We start from the raw sequence: 18481 nt of genomic DNA, 5'->3' as shown, positions 1-18481 counted from the left end.
GTAATGGAGGAGATAAAATGGGTGAAGCACTTACTAATATAAAAACAAAAGCCAAAAAGATAAAACGGGATATTTTCATTTTAGTCGAAGCCATTCAACATCCGAAAACACCGCTATATGTTAAAATGTTAGCGATGATTGTAGCCGCATACGCTTTTAGTCCGATTGATTTAATACCTGATTTCATCCCTATATTAGGTTATTTAGATGATATTATCCTTGTTCCGTTAGGAATTATTTTTGTGTTGAAGTTAATACCTAAAGAAGTTCTGCAGGAATGCAGGGAAAATGCCGAGAAATCAGAAAAGGTTAAAAAGAAAAACTGGATTGCCGGAACCATTATTATTCTTCTTTGGGTTGGTATTTTCCTATGGACGGTTTCTTTCTTTATTAATAAAAGGTTTTGACACAATTGTAAAACACCAAAAGAAAAGACCACTTTAAGTGGCCTTTTCTAGATTACAGATTTAAATTTTGATACCAATTCCCCGCTGCTTCTACTTCCTGCATCGTTAATTGGTGTCCTCAATTCTCCCAATGAAGTTCTACAGTTGCATTTGCTTTTTCTAATAACGTTTGTAATTCGGTTGATTCCACTGGTGGACAGAGGGGGTCGTTCTTTCCAGCACCAATAAACACAGACTTTCCGGACAAGTCAGGAAGTTCAACTCCCTACATGCCAGTTCTAGGTTTAATTTAACTCTAGCGGCCGTAGGTTTTCTTCAATCTCTTCACGGCGTGTCTCTAAAAATGGCGGTAAGGCTAATTTTTGCCCCATCGTTTCCATCGGCTCATCCGTAGCAAACCCTGGAGTATCTGTTGATAGCTCAAATAAAATACCATTTGGTTCTCTGAAATATAACGCTTTGAAATAATAACGTTCCACTTTGCCCGAATTTGGAAGACGATTATTCTTTAAGCGCTCAGCCCACTGATCATATTCTTCTATATTCGGAACACGGAAAGCGACATGGTGTACTCCGCCGCGGCCTAATCGTGCCCTTGGCAAGTCTGGTCTTGTTTCAATATGAACTTCAGCACCGCTTCCGCCTTCCCCGGTTGCATAAACCAGGATTTCAGCAAAGTCTCCTTCAAGAGATGGATAGGAACCAACATAACGAAATCCCATAACATCAGTTAGTACACCAATCGTTGGTTCCGCAATTGCAACCGTAAGTGTTACTGGTCCTAGACCAACAATAGCATGTTCTAACGGGATATCCTCTCGCTGCCACGGAATACCTGCTCTCACACCTTTTTCCCCGTTATCAGCCACAAGAATAAGCCGTGTCCCATCACAGTCTCTGAAAGCTAACGTATCCCGCTGCGCCCTCTTTTCAATCTCACCGGATTCAATTCCAAACTGATTAAATCTTTCCTTCCAAAACAGTAATGATTCTGTACTTGGAACCCTTAAAGAGACTGTGGAAATATCAGATGTTCCTCTGTAGGAGTTTCCAAGCCCAGGGATGTCAAAAAACGTGACCTCTGTACCAGGTGTTCCTTCTGCATCCGCATAGAATAAATGGTAAGACTTTGTATCATCTTGGTTAACTGTTTTCTTTACCAATCTCATCCCTAGAATCTTCGTAAAGAATTCATAATTCTTTTCCGCTTTTCCTGTCAAAATGGAGACATGATGCAAGCCTAAGAGTTTCATTTCAATTCGCTCCTTCTATATTTAAGTATCAACTTTGTATAGTCCATTGTATTCATTATCCAGTGTGCTTATCTCGAAACCGAGATATTTTAAAATAAAAATGCGTCTAAAGCATATTGACCGGGACCGATTAAAGCTATACCAATCGCAACTGCAAGCAACGTTAGGTTATATTCATAGCCATTTGATGTTGCCCATAACCCGTTTGCAGCGTGCACCTTCACAATCGCCATGACCATGGTTCCAGCAATCATAATTCCTGCCAGCGGAGTTAAGAGTCCCAGCACAAACAAAATGCCGCCAATAAGTTCCGCTAATCCTGCGAACAAGGCAATGGTTACTCCCGGTTTCATGCCGATGGATTCAAACCAGCCACCTGTACCTTTTAAGCCATAGCCACCAAACCAACCAAACAATTTTTGCGCACCATGGCCAATAAATAAAACCCCGATTACTAACCGAATTATTAACAAACCAAGATTTATCATCTTAAAATCCTCCTAAATATTAATTTATCTTGAATTCAAGATATATTATCAAAAAAAATTAATTAATTTTTGCTCTGTGCTATTTTCATAAACAAAATTATCTCGAATTCGAGATAATAATACTACGTAAAAACCTTTATGTCAATAGTAAAAAAGATTAGTCCTTCTGCTTTATGATGCAGAAGGACTGATCACAGCACGGTGCTGTATAATTACTCAGTTCTCTCCACAATTAGCTGCTTTCTCCGAACTTTGTCCTTATACATATTCTTGTCAGCTTCGGAAAACACTTCCGATATATGCCCAAGTGAATATGAAGATAAGGAATAGCCAATTGACATTTTAATCAGCTGTTCTGATCTTCTGTCGTTATAACGATCAATCTCTTTTAAGATATCATTAACCATTTGCTCTATATCAATTTCATCCTTATTTTCAGCGAGCAGCACAAATTCGTCACCGCCTATTCTTGCCACAGTAATCGTTTCAGAGGAAAATTGATTTAACAGTTCCGCAGCCGCCTTAATAAGGGCATCTCCCTTTTTATGTCCAAAGTTATCATTAGTAGATTTTAACTCATCTAAATCACACAAGATGATAGCTATTGGGGAATTTATTTCTTCGTCATATTTCGTAAAAATATTTTCAAAATACTCCCGGTTGTATATACCTGTTAAAGCATCATGATAGATTCGATATTCTAAATCTTGCTGCAGTTTTATTTTTTCATCGATATTCCTCATAATTCCCTGAACCGCTACTATTTGACCCTTTTCATAAATTGGAGTAACAAACTCTTCAAAACACCTGTAAATACCTTCATTATCTTTCCATCGTTGTATTAAAATTTGATTATAATCAAGCTTGCCACTTATTTTTTTACATAAATTGTCGTAATCATCGGGATGAATTCTTTCAAAGGGTGCATCCGGTCTTTCAAAAGCCTCTTTAATTGTTCCAGGTCCTAAGAACTTATCAAGAGAAGGGCTTATATATCTAAATTTTATTCCTGGTTTTACATCAAAATGATAGATTACATCTTTAGATCCCTCAACTAATTGAAAGATGGTCTGCTGGTTTTCAAGCATCTTCTTCGATTTTATCCTTACATATTGAAAATATAATTGGGAGATTCCTATAGCAGCAAAGAAACCAATGAAGAAATATATCGCCCACATAACAAATTCTCCTACTCTATAAATAAAAGTTATACCTAAGTTAAAAAGTGTCTTTATCTATTTTAATTTCTCCACTTTTGTTTCTGGGTCGGAAAAATCCCCCATCATAGTTCTTAATAACCAATTCCTCTCATATTTGAATATTATAGTAGACCAAAAAAGAACACAAGCAGGAATAGTGTTTTTTCCTTATTTAACCGTTTTTTCAAGCTGCTCTAGTAAGGTACAATACCTTGGCGATGACAATCTTTGCATAAAAATACCGAAGGCCCTCCGGATTTGATACCGGAAAACCTTCGGACGCGACAATAAATTTTTTCTTATGAAAGGAACTCAGGGGGACATAAGGACAAGAACCGTCCCTTTGCCTCACTTAATCTTTAGTGTTTTTCAGGAGCGCTTATTCCAAATCCAGTGTTGGTTTTAAATAATACTTCTTCAAAGTATCCTGTATTAGCTTTCTTCCTAGCTGATAGGACAGTTCCTAAATATGCTCCAATGAATCCAAGCGGGACTGTAAAAATAGTTGGATTGGTTAATGGAAATAAAGGATCTCCTGTTAAAATTGCTTTACCTGCTTCTGGGTTCCAGACATTCGGGCTTAACAAAACAAGTACAACCGAACTGATTAACCCTACTAACATTCCTGTTACAGCACCTGTTGAATTAAAGCGTTTCCAATAGATCGTACATAACATCACAGGCAGGTTGGCACTTGCCGCAATCCCTAAAGCCAGCACGGACAGAAACGCCACATTTAAATTCTTCGCTACTAATGCTAAAAGGATGGAGGCGATGGCCACTACAATGGAAGAAATACGAGCTACCTTCATTTGCTGTTTCTCTGTAATTTTCCCTTTTTTAATAATTTGCCCATAAATATCATGAGCGAAAGCAGAGGCTGACGTTAACACAAGAGCCGAAACAACAGCCAAGATGGTTGCAAAAGCAACAGCGGAAATAAAGGCAAATAAGAAGTCACCGCCCATCGAAAGCGCTAACATCGGCGCAGCCATATTCCCAGCTGGATTAGCGGCCATAATGTTGTCCCAGCCGACAAAAACAGTTGCCCCAAAGCCTAGAAAGACAACCATAAGAAAAAAAGCCCCGATAAACCAAGTAGAATAATATACTGATTTTCTTGCTGTCGCCGCATCCTTTACGGTGAAAAAGCGGATCAGCAAATGCGGCAGCCCTGCAACTCCAAGGACAAGTGCCATATTTAGTGAAATCATATCCAATCCATTACTGTACTTGTTACCTGGATTCGCTAATCCATCACCAAATGGGCTAGCTGACTTAATTTGCTGGAACATTTTAATGATGCTGAAGTCAAACTTGGCAAATACTAAGAAGGTTAACACAAGCGAACCTCCAAGCAAAAGGACTGCCTTTGTAATTTGAACCCAGCTTGTTGCGGTCATCCCGCCAAAAATGACATATACAGTCATTAAGATTCCTACAATTACAACCGCCAGCCAATAATCGATTCCCAGCATTAAACTAATCAGGGCGCCGCCGCCGACTAATTGGGCAATCATGTAAAAAATTGAAATAACTAATGTGCTGGCTGCTGCCGTACCTCGAACTTTATTCGATTTAAAACGAGCGGTAATCATATCAGCCAATGTGTATTTACCCAAATTGCGCATCGGTTCCGCAACTAAGTAAAGTAAGAATAGAAAGCCTAATAGATTCCCAATACTCATATAAAATCCGTCAAATCCAATTAAAGAAATCGCTCCGGTTATTCCTAAAAAAGATGCGGCCGACATAAAATCCCCGGCTATAGCTAAACCATTCTGTGTAGCGGTAAGTCCCCCGCCAGCTGTATAAAAGTCACTGGTACTTTTAGTTTTCTTTGAAGAAAAATAGGTAATAGCCAGTGTTAAAGTAATAATTCCTACGAATAACAGAATCGAAAGAATACTCATTCACTCAGTTCCTTTCTATACTTATGTAATATGACTCCTGCCAAATTATCATATTTTTCTGATTTCTTAACATAAACAAAACCGCATATCCAGACAAGTAAGAACTGTAAGCCGGCAAAAATCCATACACCGGTAATAGGTCCAACGACTTCTGAATGTAGTACTTTCGTGTAAGCGGCTAATAAAGGTAATGTGAAGTAAAAGATCAGAAAAAAGATTGTTGTTGGAAGAATAAATGATTTTTTCCTTTGGACCAACTCTTTGAATTCTTTCGTTTGAATTAATCTTTCATAAGAAATATTATTTTGCCCTTTTTGTACAGGTATTTCTTGAATTTTTTGTTCCATAGCTCCACCCCATTTTATAACGATTTTTAAAATCTCACAATTTTACGATATATATATTTTATGAAATACAATTATTGATAATCCTTGGTAATCCTCCCTTCTTAGCCATCAACTGTACATTTTTACTACGTGTATAGTAAAAACTGTTATACCATACTGAATATAGCATAACTATAAATTTATGTAAACGAGTTTTTTTAATCTTTAGAATAGTAAAAAATCATTATACCAGCATAACAACCTTTCCAATGATTGAGATTATCCCAACTCCCACACCACCGTGCGGTTAAATCTTCAATCAAACGTTCGCTTCATGAAAGTTTCGAATTCCAAAATAATTTGTTGCTATAACAAGGTTGTTATACAACCTAATACAACAAAATAAAGAAATGTTGCTCTCCAAATCTAATCTTTCTAATAAAACCCCATAGCGCGTCTACTATGCCCCATAAAAAGATTACGTGGTGTTTAATGGAATTTTGATTGGTACCAAACTGGAACAGTACCGAATGGGGATAGAATCAGGAGGTTTTTTTACATAAAAAATCCGAAGGGAATCTAGAAAATACTAGAATCACCTTCGGATTTGGAATGTTATTATTATTTATAACTTGTTTCTTTTGTAAGCAACGTACTAGTATATATAGATATAAAACACAAGAACCGTCCCCGTGCTTCCTACTCTACTGTCACTGACTTGGCGAGGTTGCGTGGTTTGTCGACGTCGCAGCCGCGGTGCAGTGATGCGTAGTAGGCTAAAAGTTGTAATGGTACTACAGAGATAAGTGGTGTTAATAATTCGTATACTTCTGGGATGACGAAGCTGTCTTCGTCTGTGTTTAAGCCCTTCATCGAGATGATGCATGGGTTGGCGCCGCGGGCAACAACTTCTTTAACGTTACCGCGAATGCTCAAGTTTACGTTTTCTTGGGTGGCAAGTGCAATTACCGGTGTGCCTTCTTCAATTAAGGCAATCGTTCCGTGCTTTAACTCTCCGCCGGCAAAGCCTTCCGCTTGGATATAAGAAATCTCCTTAAGCTTAAGGGCTCCTTCTAAACCAACATAGAAGTCAATACCACGGCCGATAAAGAAGCAATTGCGGGTAACAGATAGGAATTCCCTTGCCATGATTTCAATAATTTCTTTTGAATCACAGAGAACATCCATCGCATTAGCCACTAAGCCAAGTTCATGAATAAGGTCAAAACCAAATTCTAAACCTTTGGTCTTCGCAGTAACCTCAGCTAAAATTGAAAGGACAGCAATTTGAGCAGTATAAGCCTTTGTTGAAGCAACGGCAATTTCAGGACCAGCATGAAGCAAGAGCGTAAAGTCTGCTTCACGAGAAAGTGTTGATCCAGGTACGTTAGTAATCGTTAAAGCCGGATAGCCCATTTCCTTCACTTGCACAAGAACGGCACGGCTGTCTGCAGTTTCCCCGCTTTGTGAAATGAAGATAAACAACGGCTTTTCCGATAATAACGGCATATTATAGCCAAATTCGCTGGAAATATGGACTTCTACCGGAACCTTCGCCATTTTTTCAATAAACTGCTTGCCGACAAGACCTGCATGATAGGAGGTACCGGCTGCAATAATGTAAATCCGATCAGCTTTATTCACCGCATCAATGATGTCGCCATCAATTGTCAGCTCGCCTTGTTTGTTTTGATACGTTTGAATAATCTTCCGTATCACCGCAGGCTGTTCATCAATTTCCTTCAGCATGTAATGCGGATAGGTGCCCTTTTCAATATCGCTGGCATCTAGTTCTGCTGTATAAGGAGCGCGGTCAATTGTTTCACCGTTAAGATTTTGAATGGTTACCCCGTTCTCCCTCACGATGACAATTTCTTTGTCCATTAATTCAACGAATTGATCCGTTACTTGCAGCATAGCCAATGCATCGCTGGCTACAACATTATAGCCGTTTCCTAAACCAACTAAGAGCGGGCTTTTATTTTTCGCCACATAAATCGTTTCGTGATCGTCAGCGTCTAATAATGCAAGGGCATACGATCCATGTAAAAGCGTAAGTGTTTTACGGAATGCTTCTGACACTTCTAAGCCTTTAATGGCAAATTTTTCCACAAGCTGAACAATGACTTCTGTATCTGTTTCACTTTTGAATGGTACATCTGCTAAATATTCACGCTTTAATAGGTCATAGTTTTCAATCACACCGTTATGAACAAGTGTAAACCGGCCTGATGCGCTTTGATGCGGGTGGGAATTCTCCTTGCTTGGAACCCCGTGTGTCGCCCAGCGAGTGTGGCCAATTCCAATATTCGCAAAAATAGTTTCATTTACGGCACGTCGTAGATCAGCAATCCGGCCTTTTTCTTTAAAAACATGAACCCCTTCTTCATTTTTTAAAGCAATGCCTGCTGAATCATAACCTCTATATTCAAGCTTTTCCAAACCTCGAAGCAAAATTTCCTTCGAGTCATTATTTCCGATATATCCAACAATTCCGCACATTTCTTTTCCTCCCTGGTAAAGGGGGCAAGAAACTTCCCGAGGGCTTATCTTGCCCCCTTATCTCTGTTTTATTGTCTTTGGATCTGATAATCCAGTTTGTCGCATTTTCTTCCCTTTGTGCACAGAGTTGCCTCCGTGTTTTAAAGAAGAAATCTTCGGTTGTGCGTTCAACCGGGAGGTATCCGCCGAAAACTTCGATAAACCTCCTCCTCGTCAACTAACCGTCTCTCGTCTTAGGTTAGTCCAGGCGCTTTTGAAAATCCTATTCTGTTACTGCCCTCCTTTCTCCAAATAAAGCTAAAAACAAAAGCAAACTAATATTACCTGAAAAAGGGGAGTCTAGTCAATCATTTAGAAAAATATTATAGTATTTTCCATTCATAATAAAATATGCATAAGGGAAGTAAAAGTTCCCCTATGCATATCCCGCTTTCTTATTCTTTTATACCCATTTCTTCTTCAACTACGGAAACAATACGATCAACATAGGTCGTACATAGCTCCTCCGTTGCTGCTTCCGCCATAACCCTGACAAGCGGTTCTGTACCGGAAGGGCGGACCAGAATTCTTCCGTTTCCAGCCATTTCTGCCTCAACTTGTTCAATGACCTCTTTCACCTTAACATTATCTGTTACATGGTGCTTATCAGTTACCCTGACATTAACAAGCTTTTGCGGATATTTTTTCATTTCCCCCGCAAGCTCTGAGAGCGGCTTTTTAGTTGCCTTCATAATATTGACTAATTGCAGCCCTGTTAATAAACCGTCTCCGGTGGTGTTATAGTCCAAGAAAATAATATGACCTGATTGTTCGCCGCCTAAATTAAAGCCGTTTTTCTTCATTTCCTCGACCACATAGCGGTCGCCGACAGCTGTAGCAACACTTTGAAGATCATGTGCTTCCAGTGCTTTATAAAAACCAAGATTGCTCATAACTGTTGAAACAATCGTATTATGTTTCAAGCGTCCTTGTTCTTTCATATATTTGCCGCATATGTAGAGAATCTGGTCCCCATCGACAATATTTCCATGTTCATCAATCGCAATCAGACGGTCTCCGTCGCCGTCAAAGGCAAGACCGACATCCGCTCCTTTTTCTCTTACTATTTCAGCAAGAGCCTCAGGATGTGTCGAACCGACGCCTGCGTTGATGTTTAATCCATTTGGAGCGGATCCCATTGTGGATAGATCCGCATCCAAATCGGCAAACAAATGTGTCGCAAGCGAAGATGTCGCTCCATGGGCGCAGTCCAAGGCAATGTGAATGCCAGAGAAATCTTCATCCACAGTATTTTTTAGGTATTGCAGGTACTTTTGCCCGCCTTCAAAATAATCCATAACTAAGCCAAGATCCTCACCGACAGGACGGGGCAGTTGATCTTGTGGTAAATCCATTAATTCTTCAATTTCAAGCTCCTGTTCATCGGACAGCTTAAAACCGTCAGGACCAAAGAATTTGATTCCATTATCGGCTACCGGATTATGTGAGGCTGAGATCATTACCCCTGCCTGTGCTCCCATTGCCTTTGTTAAATAAGCCACACCCGGCGTCGAAATAACTCCAAGGCGCATAACCTCCGCACCAATGGAAAGCAGACCGGCAACTAAAGCACCCTCCAGCATATGACCGGAAATACGGGTATCCCGCCCGATTAGGACTTTAGGACGTGCTTTATCCTTTGTTAATACATAGCCGCCAAATCGACCTAATTTAAAGGCCAGTTCAGGTGTTAATTCGCTATTTGCTATTCCCCTTACACCGTCTGTACCGAAATATTTACCCATTAAAAACCGCTCCTTCAACATTAATTGCTCGATATTATGCATTATTTTTTATTGTAATTTTTGCAGATGATTGCTCCGGCTTCCAATCCAGATCGGATGGTCCTTCAACATGAATATTGACTTCGTGGCTGCCCTCGTCCAAATTTGAAAGATCTACAAATACATCGAAATCTTTAGGACCTATTGATTTTAGTGCTGCGCTTGGACCATTTACAAGGATATTAATCATTTGATTATTCGGGTCATCCATTTCTGCATCATAATTGTCAGCCAGCCCCCTTAGTTTAATCGGAACCTTGGTGACTGTTGTTTCTTCTGCCTGGGTGACTGTTGTTTCTTCCGCTTTGCTGACGGTTACTTTCACTTTCACCATTTGCGGCGACACCTTAATGACACCATTTGAAATGATTACAGGTAAATTCAGCGTCGTGTTATCCGTTATTTTACTAACGTCCACCTCTACACGCACACTATCTATATTTTTTAATACATCATCATTAGCAGAAATGACGGCTTCCCTTGTTTCAGGTTCTATTTTATCGATCGTTACGCCTTCTTGCGGTGTTCCTTTTTGAACAACGCTAATCGGAACCTTCTTGCTGTTTTCCTTAATTGGGATGGTCACTTTGACCGTTGCCGGCTCTACCGTCACAGCCAGCTTATTTAAATTCTTATCCAGTACCTGTATTTCAGCCGTTCTCGAAATCGTCTCATTTAGCTTCTGACCTTCTTCAATTGTTGCCTTTACATAAGAAATCCGATCAACAAGGCTTTTTGCTCCGGTAATTTTCACATTATTTGGTTCAACAATCGGCTGTCCCGCCGTGTATCCATCGGCAATCTGACTCCTGCTGAATTCCGCATCTACCTTAAATTCTCTTGTCACCTTTTCTTGCACTGTTACATAGATAAATTCAGGTTTGACTGTTGCCTTGATTTTGTCAGATAAATCTCTCACCTGAAACTTCACCTTTTGTCTGCCAATTTGGGCATCCCGCAAATCCACATATACTTCGAAATTCCTTAATGCTTTAGCCGTCTGAATATGCGTAATAGGTCCCTTTAACTGAATATCCACCGTATCAGGTATACCAGATACGACTAAGTTTTCCGTATCATAGTAGGCCTTAACAGGGAAATCAGCGATTGTCTCTGTCTTTTCCTCTCCAGGCACATAGACGTCTGTTAATTTCTTACCTGGGTGAGGTATAGAGGAATACAGCAATATCGCAAGCACTAAAGCAAGCACTTTAATAAACCAAGGATTATCCATTAATTTATCCATTAGTGTTTCCCCCTCCAGTTCCAAAGAGCTGAAGAAGCCTGTTTTGATTTGAAATGATTCAATAATTCGCTGGATAGAATATCTCTTAGCTCTTCTGCTTTTAAGTCACGATGTAGTTCTCCGTTTCTTGTAAGCGAAATCCCACCGGTTTCCTCTGATACGACAACTGTAAGGCTGTCGGTTACTTCACTTATGCCTAATGCAGCCCTATGCCTTGTTCCCAGCTCCTTTGAAATGAACGGGCTCTCAGATAATGGAAGATAGCATGCTGCTGCAGCTACATTGTTTTTTTGAATTATGACGGCCCCGTCATGAAGCGGGGTATTCGGGATAAAAATATTGATTAATAACTCTGAGGAAATCTGCGAATTTAACGGAATCCCTGTTTCTATGTAATCGCTCATTCCCGTTTCCCTCTCTATCGATATGAGGGCGCCAATCCGGCGCTTGGCCATATAGTCGGTTGCCTTAAGAATGGCTTCCACCGTTTTCTCTTGTCCATCTTCAACCGGGCTTGTGCTTCTTGAGAAAAACTTCCCGCGTCCCAGCTGCTCAAGCGCTCTCCGCAGTTCAGGCTGGAAGATAATGATAATCGCAAGAAATCCATATGTGATGACCTGCTGCATCATCCAGCTCAACGTGGTTAAGTCGAAAAAGTCGCTGACAACGCGAACAATTAAAATGACCAGGATTCCCTTTAAAAGCTGAACAGCCTTGGTCCCTCTGATTATATTGATTAATTTATAAATGACATACCACACAAGGAGAATATCAACAATACTCGATATATACTTCCAAAATGTCCAATCCGCAAACGGCATGGTTTTTCCTCCGTAATTTTGCTTTAAAATGCCTGCTTTCATACAACTCATTTATTATAACATAAAGTAGCTTGTACTTATTATTATGTTGCAGTTTAAAAAAACAAATCACCCATGTAGAGTGATTTGTTTTTTATTTCGCTTCCTGCTGGTCAAAAAATCCCGCGACTTCTTTCGCAGATTTTTTCATATGATACCAAATCCAGTCAAACACTTCATTTACCTCATCAATCTGACCAGTCACATGGCCGGCAGATGCTAGGTATTTTTCCCCATGGATGACGGTAACATTGCCTTGGATTTCGCCTTCAATTTTCAATTTGCCATTTCGCACCACTACATCGCCCTTCACGACTTCACCTTTCGGGACAATGACTGTATTATTTTTCACAACCAGGTTTTTTTGCTTGGAAACGGAGAATTCCTGGTCTTGACTCCAGGTAGAAAATAGGCTGCCCATCATTAAGACGACAAACAAGGACGCCGCGGAAAGGAGCGGATGATTTCTGAACATGCGCACGGCCAGAACTCTTTTCTTTTCCTTCGGCAGGCAGGCCAGGACATTTGCCGTGAAATCAGCAGGCGCCTGCATATTGGAAATGCTTTTAACAAAAGCTTCCGTCTTTTTTAATTCATTAAAGATGACTTCGCATTCTTTACAGTTTTGGAGGTGCTCTCTTAAAACCTGTTCTTCTTCTAGGGCGATTTCCTCGTCCAAATATTGATGCATTAGTTCGATGATATGTTCTGGACACATAACAGTTTCACCTCTTACACATACCTTAATTGTTGTCTTAACGCTTCTCGGCCGCGGTGAATTCTCGTCTTCACCGTTCCTAATGGAAGATCAAGAATTTCACTGATTTCATTTAAGGACAAGTCCTCAATATACTTTAATACAATCGCTGAACGATATTTTTCCGGTAATTTTAAGATTTCCTTTTGTACCGTTTCCTGCAGTTCCATGCTTTCCAGCTCTTTTTCCGGCAATGGTGTATCGGACGGAATCTGCGAGTACATCGTCAACCCTTCCGTACCTGCTACTTCCGCATCTAAATAATAATCCGGTTTCTTTTTTCGCAGCCTGTCAATGCATAAATTAGTAGCGATTCGAAACAGCCAGGTGGAAAATTTCAGGTCCTGGTTAAATGATTTTATATTTACATAGGCGCGCAAGAAGGTTTCCTGTGCAATGTCCTCCGCTTCCTGCCGGTTTCCAAGCATTCGGAAGCAAAGCTGATAAACACTATTTTTGTATATTTCAACTATTTCCCCAAAGGCATCCTGATCGCCTTTGATAACTTGTTTTATTCTCTTTTTAACAATTGCTTCCATTCTGTTACCTCAGCTCCAATGCTGCTATCCGATAATACGAATCGTTAGCAAAAAGGTTTCGTTTTTAACGAAATTAGTACTCAATACCTTTAATTTTAACAAAATATTACTAAATACTGCTAAAAACTTGTTTCATTTTTTCGCCGGTGAGCAAAATAGCGCTTTGGGCTTAGTATTACTTTAATCTTCAAATAAAAAAGCTGCTTTGTATACAAAAAGCAGCCATTTTTTATTATAATAATTTTTCCCCAAATAAGGAACCCATTAGGCCAACCGCAATGGAAGCGGTTTTATTTTTTTCGTCTAAGATTGGGTTTACTTCCACAAATTCAGCAGATGTAATCAGCTTGGCTTCTTCCAGCATTTCCATTGCCAGATGGCTTTCCCTGTAGCTGATGCCGCCCATAACAGGTGTCCCCACGCCCGGACACTCACTTGGGTCTAAGCCGTCTAAATCGAGTGATAGATGGACGCCATCGGTTTTGTCTTTCAGGTAGGCAATCGTCTCTTCCATTACCTTCGCCATACCCATGCGGTCAATTTCATGCATGGTGTAAACTTTGATTCCCTTTTCTTTAATTAAAATTCTCTCGCCTTCATCTAACGATCTAGCTCCAATAATTACCACATGCTCCGGCCTTATTTTTGGTGAGTAGCCGCCGATATCCGTTAACAGCTCATGTCCCAGCCCAACACTGACGGCAAGCGGCATTCCGTGAATATTACCCGATGGACTGGTCTCTGACGTATTTAAGTCCCCATGCGCATCATACCAAATCACACCAAGGTTTTTATAATGTTTTGCTACCCCGGCTAAAGTCCCAATGGCAATGCTGTGGTCTCCGCCAAGTACAAGGGGAAAAGACCCGGATTGAATTACCTCATCCACCTTTTCGGCAAGCAGGGTGTTTTTCCCAGCGACTAGATCTAAATTTCGTAAATTCGATTCCTCATCGACGGATACCTCTGGTCTGCCAATTGGGATGTCACCTAAATCTTCAATTGCGTCAAATAACGGTTTTAGGCGTTCATAAACCCCAGCATAGCGTATAGCGCTTGGACCCATGTCAACACCGCGGCGCATTTGTCCTAAATCCATTGGCATTCCAATAATTGAAAGTTTCCTAGTCATCATTAATTCCTCCTGAATTCATATGCCTTTATTTTAACCGCTTTCATTGAAATGACTCAACTCGACAGAAAATTGTATATATATGCGTAAAGTGCCTTGGGTGGTTTGGCCATAATAAAAAAAGTCCCATGAATTTGGCCGTGACGGCCTGCTTCATGGGACTTTTTCCTATTTATCCTAATTTCCGATTTGGAATTTTATCAATATTATCAAGCATGATACCTGTTCCAATTGCTACACAATCCATTGGATTATCAGCCACAAGCACGGGTACTTTCAGTTCCTCAGCCAGCAGCATGTCAATTCCATGCAGCAAAGCCCCGCCGCCGGTTAAAATAACACCCCGGTCAATAATGTCTGCAGATAGTTCTGGCGGCGTACGCTCAAGAACACTTTTTGCTGCTTGTACGATGACAGCCACTGATTCACGCAATGCCTGCTCGATCTCTTCGGAACGAACGGTGATGGTACGCGGCAGACCGCTAACCATATCGCGCCCGCGGATTTCCATTTCCTCTGAACGTGAGCCAGGGAAGACGGTTCCGATGTTAATTTTGATATTTTCAGATGTACGTTCACCAATTAATAGCTTGTACTCGCGCTTAATATAGTTCAAGATTTCTGCATCAAATTTATCGCCAGCCATTTTAATGGAGGAAGAAGTAACGATATCGCCCATTGAAAGAACCGCAACATCTGTCGTTCCTCCTCCAATGTCCACTACCATGTTTCCGCTTGGCTGGAAGATATCCATGCCAGCTCCGATTGCAGCCACCTTTGGTTCTTCTTCTAAATATATCTTTTTACCACCGCTCTTTTCAGCAGCTTCTTTGATGGCTTTTTGCTCAACGCTTGTAATGTTCGTCGGGCAGCAGATTAAGATTCGCGGCTTTGATAAAAAGCCCTTTACATTCAGCTTATTAATAAAATGCTTTAACATTGCTTCAGTTACATCAAAGTCAGCAATTACGCCGTCTTTCAACGGACGAATCGCGACAATGTTCCCAGGAGTACGCCCAACCATACGGCGTGCTTCTTCTCCAACTGCTAGAACACGATTTGTATTTTTGTCTATGGCAACAACAGAAGGCTCATTTAATACAATTCCACGGCCTTTTACGTGGATTAGCACGTTAGCCGTTCCTAAATCAATCCCAATATCCCTTGCAAACATTCCTTCTCTTTCCTCCTCGAAAGATTCCACATACTTTTCCTAATTGTCTATTCTACCATATTTATTACAAATTCCATAACATTTTCATTGGTAAATGTAAATTTTTGATGAATAGTGTCGGAATCCGAGGATTTCAAGAATACATTGGGTTAGACTGGAAAGACGGTTTGAAATTTACACTAATTAGATCAGCTGCTATTTTACCGCCTCTCCCTCCTTTTCTTCTTTCTGGTATTTCATTTTGGTCGCTTCCCCGCCTCTTAAGTGACGGATCGATTTATGATAATCTAAAATTTCTTTTACCTCGTTTGCAAGCTCAGGATTAATTTCAGGAAGCCTCTCAGTTAAATCCTTATGGACTGTACTTTTGGATACGCCAAACTCTTTCGCAATAACGCGAACCGTTTTCCTCGTCTCCACGATATACTTTCCAATCTTGATAGTCCTCTCTTTGATGTAATCGTGCACACTCTCGCCCTCCCTAAATTGGATGTGGAGTGTGAAATGAGACCCGCTTATCACTGTGACGAAATACTGCATCCGCATGGTGGAAATATTGATTGGTGTCAGGCACCACAAAAAGACATTTGTCCACGTGGAGTGGACAGTCCCGACGACAGAATTGGGTGTCAGGCACCATGCGGCAGAAAGTTATTCTTTCTGAATCATACGATGAATAATCATGTCCCCGGCTGAATTCCCGCTAACTTCAAACGACTCCTCACCTCAAACACTCTCTTTGTAAAGGTTTGTAATCATTGTATTAGCTTGGATAAGGGTTTATGCACAAATTAGACAAACGGGACAAGGTCTAGAGGATTTAATTAAAACCCCCAGTATTCCTACCTTTTTTCGACAACACTAATTGCAGCGGGAAAAGCGCTAGTCTCCAAGACTTTTCTTGGAAATAGCTGATTTCTTGGAATATTTCCTGAGAAATTTGTCGAACTATTCTTTGGCTTTAAATAGCGGTTTTACTAATATTCTTTGCTAAACATACCTTGTCCGCTGTTTAAATTTCAACAAAAAATAGCCGGGAATTTCCTCCCGGCCAATTATTTACAATTTACGAACGATCTATTCTTTTTTCTCGCCTAAAGCAAAAGTGATTTCCGCTTCACAAGCAATTTCTCCATCTACGGTTGCCACCGCTTTACCTTTGCCAATTGGTCCGCGCAGACGAACCATTTCAACCTCAAGCCGAAGCTGATCGCCAGGCTTAACTTGCTTTTTAAATCGGCAATTATCAATTCCTGCAAAAAATGCTAGGCGGCCTCGGTTCTCTTCCTTTTTTAAAACGGCAACTGCCCCTACCTGCGCAAGTGCTTCTACAATTAATACCCCGGGCATAACTGGGTATTCTGGAAAATGTCCATTGAAAAATTCCTCATTGGCAGAAACATTTTTGATGCCTACCGCACGTTTTCCTTCTTCTACTTCTAAAATGCGATCCACAAGTAAAAATGGATAACGGTGTGGGATGATGTCTTTAATTTGATCAATATCAAGCATTTGGTTAGTACCTCCTACTAATACTACATAATAACTTTATTTTACTATTAAAAGTATGAAAAAGGGAAGGGCCATCACGCCCCTCCCTTATTATTTCTCCTTATCGACTAAATCTATAATATGTGTCCACGTGGACTGCTTAAACACATCTGCCACTTTCCCGCCGCCGAGCACTCCATATCCGACAACAGTCCCCCCGATTAAACCTACAACCATAAAGACGACCAACAAGATGAGACGCAGCCATATCGGAATTAGACGGATTCTGATTCGTTTAGTTACTTTCTCCGCTGCTTCCGTCTTTTCCTTTTGGTCTTTCTTCTGAACCGATTGAGACTTTGTTTTTTTATATTCTTCCCTCGTATTTACTTGTTCCTGATTTAAAGCCATTCTTTATTCCCCTTTTGCCGGAATCCGTTTTTTTGTTATTGCTTACGGATCTAGATAGTTACTTTATATTATAACCAATTTCCGATTAGGACTCGATTAATTTTCACCCATATTCTTTTATTATAAAAAATTATTCTGGATTCGACATTAACTTTTTGTGGAAAATTTAAAAGAATTTAGTGGGGATCATATATTTGATGGGGTTTCTACGTGGTTTTTGTGCTTTAAGACGGCTTATTGGTGACAGTTTTGTTTATTTTTTATGCTGTTTTGTATCCAAGACGATAAAGTCCATATAATTGTGTAAAAAGAAAGAGTCATTTTATTCACTCTTGGCAACACTGTTTTCAACCACGATAAACAATGAAAAGAGGAATAAAAATGACTCACTTACAGTTTAACCTAGATATGGACCTTTTAAAAGAATCCGTCATCAATTCTAACCTAGATATGGTGATTAAATCAGCGCTTGTCTTAGTTCTTAATGAATTTATGGAAAAAGAAAGGGACGATTATTTACAGGTGGCTGCCTATGAACGATCTGCGGAGCGCCGGGACTACCGAAACGGTTACTATGAACGTGAATTGATTCTAGGTATTGGCAAGTTAAAGCTGAAGGTACCCAGGACCCGAAATGGCGAATTTTCTACTTCGGTCTTTGAAAAGTATGAGCGTTGTGATCAAGCTCTAGTTCTCTCCATGCTTGAAATGGTTATTAACGGCGTTTCGACCCGGAGGGTCACTCACATTGTCGAGCAGCTCTGTGGGGAAAACATCTCAAAGTCGTTTGTATCGTCCCTTACCCAAAAGCTTGACCCCATTATTAACGAATGGTCCAAGCGACCTTTAAATGTCATGTATTATCCTTATGTTTTTGCGGATGCCATGTATATAAAGGTCCGGGAACACAACCGGGTTGTCTCAAAAGCAGTGTACATCGCTAGTGCCATTACTGATCGT

Annotated in this window: 18 protein-coding genes and 1 pseudogene; 2 read left to right on the top strand and 17 right to left on the bottom strand. The window is 40.3% G+C overall.

Annotated features, from left to right (window positions below):
* Positions 1 to 17: 17 nt before the first annotated feature.
* Positions 18 to 407: a YkvA family protein gene (locus A6749_RS13625; RefSeq protein ID WP_066390301.1), complete on the top strand. Its 390-nt coding sequence runs from the start codon at positions 18 to 20 to the stop codon at positions 405 to 407.
* A gap of 118 nt (positions 408 to 525) precedes the next feature.
* Here the strand turns inward: A6749_RS13625 and A6749_RS28940 are convergent.
* The 17 genes and pseudogenes from A6749_RS28940 to A6749_RS13545 form a co-directional block, all read right to left on the bottom strand.
* Positions 526 to 672: pseudogene (locus A6749_RS28940) on the bottom strand (carboxylesterase); the annotation flags it as partial.
* Between the two features lie 19 nt (positions 673 to 691).
* A complete protein-coding gene (locus A6749_RS13620; RefSeq protein ID WP_066390295.1) occupies positions 692 to 1660 on the bottom strand; it encodes a ring-cleaving dioxygenase in 969 nt (322 codons plus the stop codon).
* A gap of 89 nt (positions 1661 to 1749) precedes the next feature.
* Positions 1750 to 2148 (bottom strand): DoxX family protein, encoded by a 399-nt coding sequence (locus tag A6749_RS13615; RefSeq protein WP_066390293.1) that lies wholly within the window; start codon positions 2146 to 2148, stop codon positions 1750 to 1752.
* A 212-nt stretch (positions 2149 to 2360) separates the two neighbouring features.
* Positions 2361 to 3326: a sensor domain-containing diguanylate cyclase gene (locus A6749_RS13610; RefSeq protein WP_066390291.1), complete on the bottom strand. Its 966-nt coding sequence runs from the start codon at positions 3324 to 3326 to the stop codon at positions 2361 to 2363.
* Between the two features lie 380 nt (positions 3327 to 3706).
* Positions 3707 to 5260, bottom strand: coding sequence for a solute symporter family protein (locus tag A6749_RS13605; RefSeq protein WP_066390290.1), 1554 nt, complete (start codon positions 5258 to 5260; stop codon positions 3707 to 3709).
* Positions 5257 to 5607, bottom strand: coding sequence for a DUF485 domain-containing protein (locus A6749_RS13600; protein ID WP_066390286.1), 351 nt, complete (start codon positions 5605 to 5607; stop codon positions 5257 to 5259). The genes A6749_RS13605 and A6749_RS13600 overlap by 4 nt, the downstream gene beginning before the upstream one ends.
* A gap of 678 nt (positions 5608 to 6285) precedes the next feature.
* Complete coding sequence (gene glmS / locus A6749_RS13595; RefSeq protein ID WP_066390281.1) at positions 6286 to 8088, bottom strand: glutamine--fructose-6-phosphate transaminase (isomerizing); 1803 nt, start codon at positions 8086 to 8088, stop codon at positions 6286 to 6288.
* Between the two features lie 434 nt (positions 8089 to 8522).
* Complete coding sequence (gene glmM / locus A6749_RS13590; RefSeq protein WP_066390279.1) at positions 8523 to 9872, bottom strand: phosphoglucosamine mutase; 1350 nt, start codon at positions 9870 to 9872, stop codon at positions 8523 to 8525.
* 34 nt (positions 9873 to 9906) lie between these two features.
* A complete protein-coding gene (locus A6749_RS13585; RefSeq protein ID WP_066390275.1) occupies positions 9907 to 11157 on the bottom strand; it encodes a CdaR family protein in 1251 nt (416 codons plus the stop codon).
* Positions 11157 to 11978: a diadenylate cyclase CdaA gene (gene cdaA / locus A6749_RS13580; protein ID WP_066400956.1), complete on the bottom strand. Its 822-nt coding sequence runs from the start codon at positions 11976 to 11978 to the stop codon at positions 11157 to 11159. The genes A6749_RS13585 and cdaA overlap by 1 nt, the downstream gene beginning before the upstream one ends.
* Positions 11979 to 12111: 133 nt before the next feature.
* A complete protein-coding gene (locus tag A6749_RS13575; protein ID WP_066390272.1) occupies positions 12112 to 12735 on the bottom strand; it encodes an anti-sigma factor family protein in 624 nt (207 codons plus the stop codon).
* A gap of 14 nt (positions 12736 to 12749) precedes the next feature.
* A complete protein-coding gene (gene sigW, locus A6749_RS13570) occupies positions 12750 to 13313 on the bottom strand; it encodes an RNA polymerase sigma factor SigW (RefSeq protein WP_066390270.1) in 564 nt (187 codons plus the stop codon).
* 232 nt (positions 13314 to 13545) lie between these two features.
* Positions 13546 to 14445: an arginase gene (rocF, locus tag A6749_RS13565; protein WP_180321129.1), complete on the bottom strand. Its 900-nt coding sequence runs from the start codon at positions 14443 to 14445 to the stop codon at positions 13546 to 13548.
* Positions 14446 to 14617: 172 nt separating this feature from the next.
* A complete protein-coding gene (mreB, locus tag A6749_RS13560; RefSeq protein WP_066390268.1) occupies positions 14618 to 15619 on the bottom strand; it encodes a rod shape-determining protein in 1002 nt (333 codons plus the stop codon).
* Positions 15620 to 15814: 195 nt separating this feature from the next.
* The gene (gene spoIIID, locus A6749_RS13555) at positions 15815 to 16087 is read right to left on the bottom strand and encodes a sporulation transcriptional regulator SpoIIID (RefSeq protein WP_007086083.1); all 273 of its coding nucleotides are present in this window, start codon (positions 16085 to 16087) and stop codon (positions 15815 to 15817) included.
* Positions 16088 to 16696: 609 nt separating this feature from the next.
* A complete protein-coding gene (fabZ, locus tag A6749_RS13550; RefSeq protein ID WP_066390266.1) occupies positions 16697 to 17131 on the bottom strand; it encodes a 3-hydroxyacyl-ACP dehydratase FabZ in 435 nt (144 codons plus the stop codon).
* A gap of 90 nt (positions 17132 to 17221) precedes the next feature.
* The gene (locus A6749_RS13545) at positions 17222 to 17521 is read right to left on the bottom strand and encodes a DNA-directed RNA polymerase subunit beta (RefSeq protein ID WP_066390265.1); all 300 of its coding nucleotides are present in this window, start codon (positions 17519 to 17521) and stop codon (positions 17222 to 17224) included.
* A gap of 381 nt (positions 17522 to 17902) precedes the next feature.
* Between A6749_RS13545 and A6749_RS13540 the strand changes: the two genes are divergently transcribed.
* Positions 17903 to 18481, top strand: a 579-nt coding sequence (locus A6749_RS13540; RefSeq protein ID WP_180321128.1) for an IS256 family transposase, incomplete at its 3' end; no start/stop codon positions are given.

The organism is Neobacillus mesonae (genome assembly GCF_001636315.1).
Lineage (GTDB): Bacteria > Bacillota > Bacilli > Bacillales > Cytobacillaceae > Neobacillus > Neobacillus mesonae.
The sequence above is the reverse complement of the archived record's forward strand: the minus strand, read 5'-3'. Positions and strand labels throughout refer to the sequence as shown.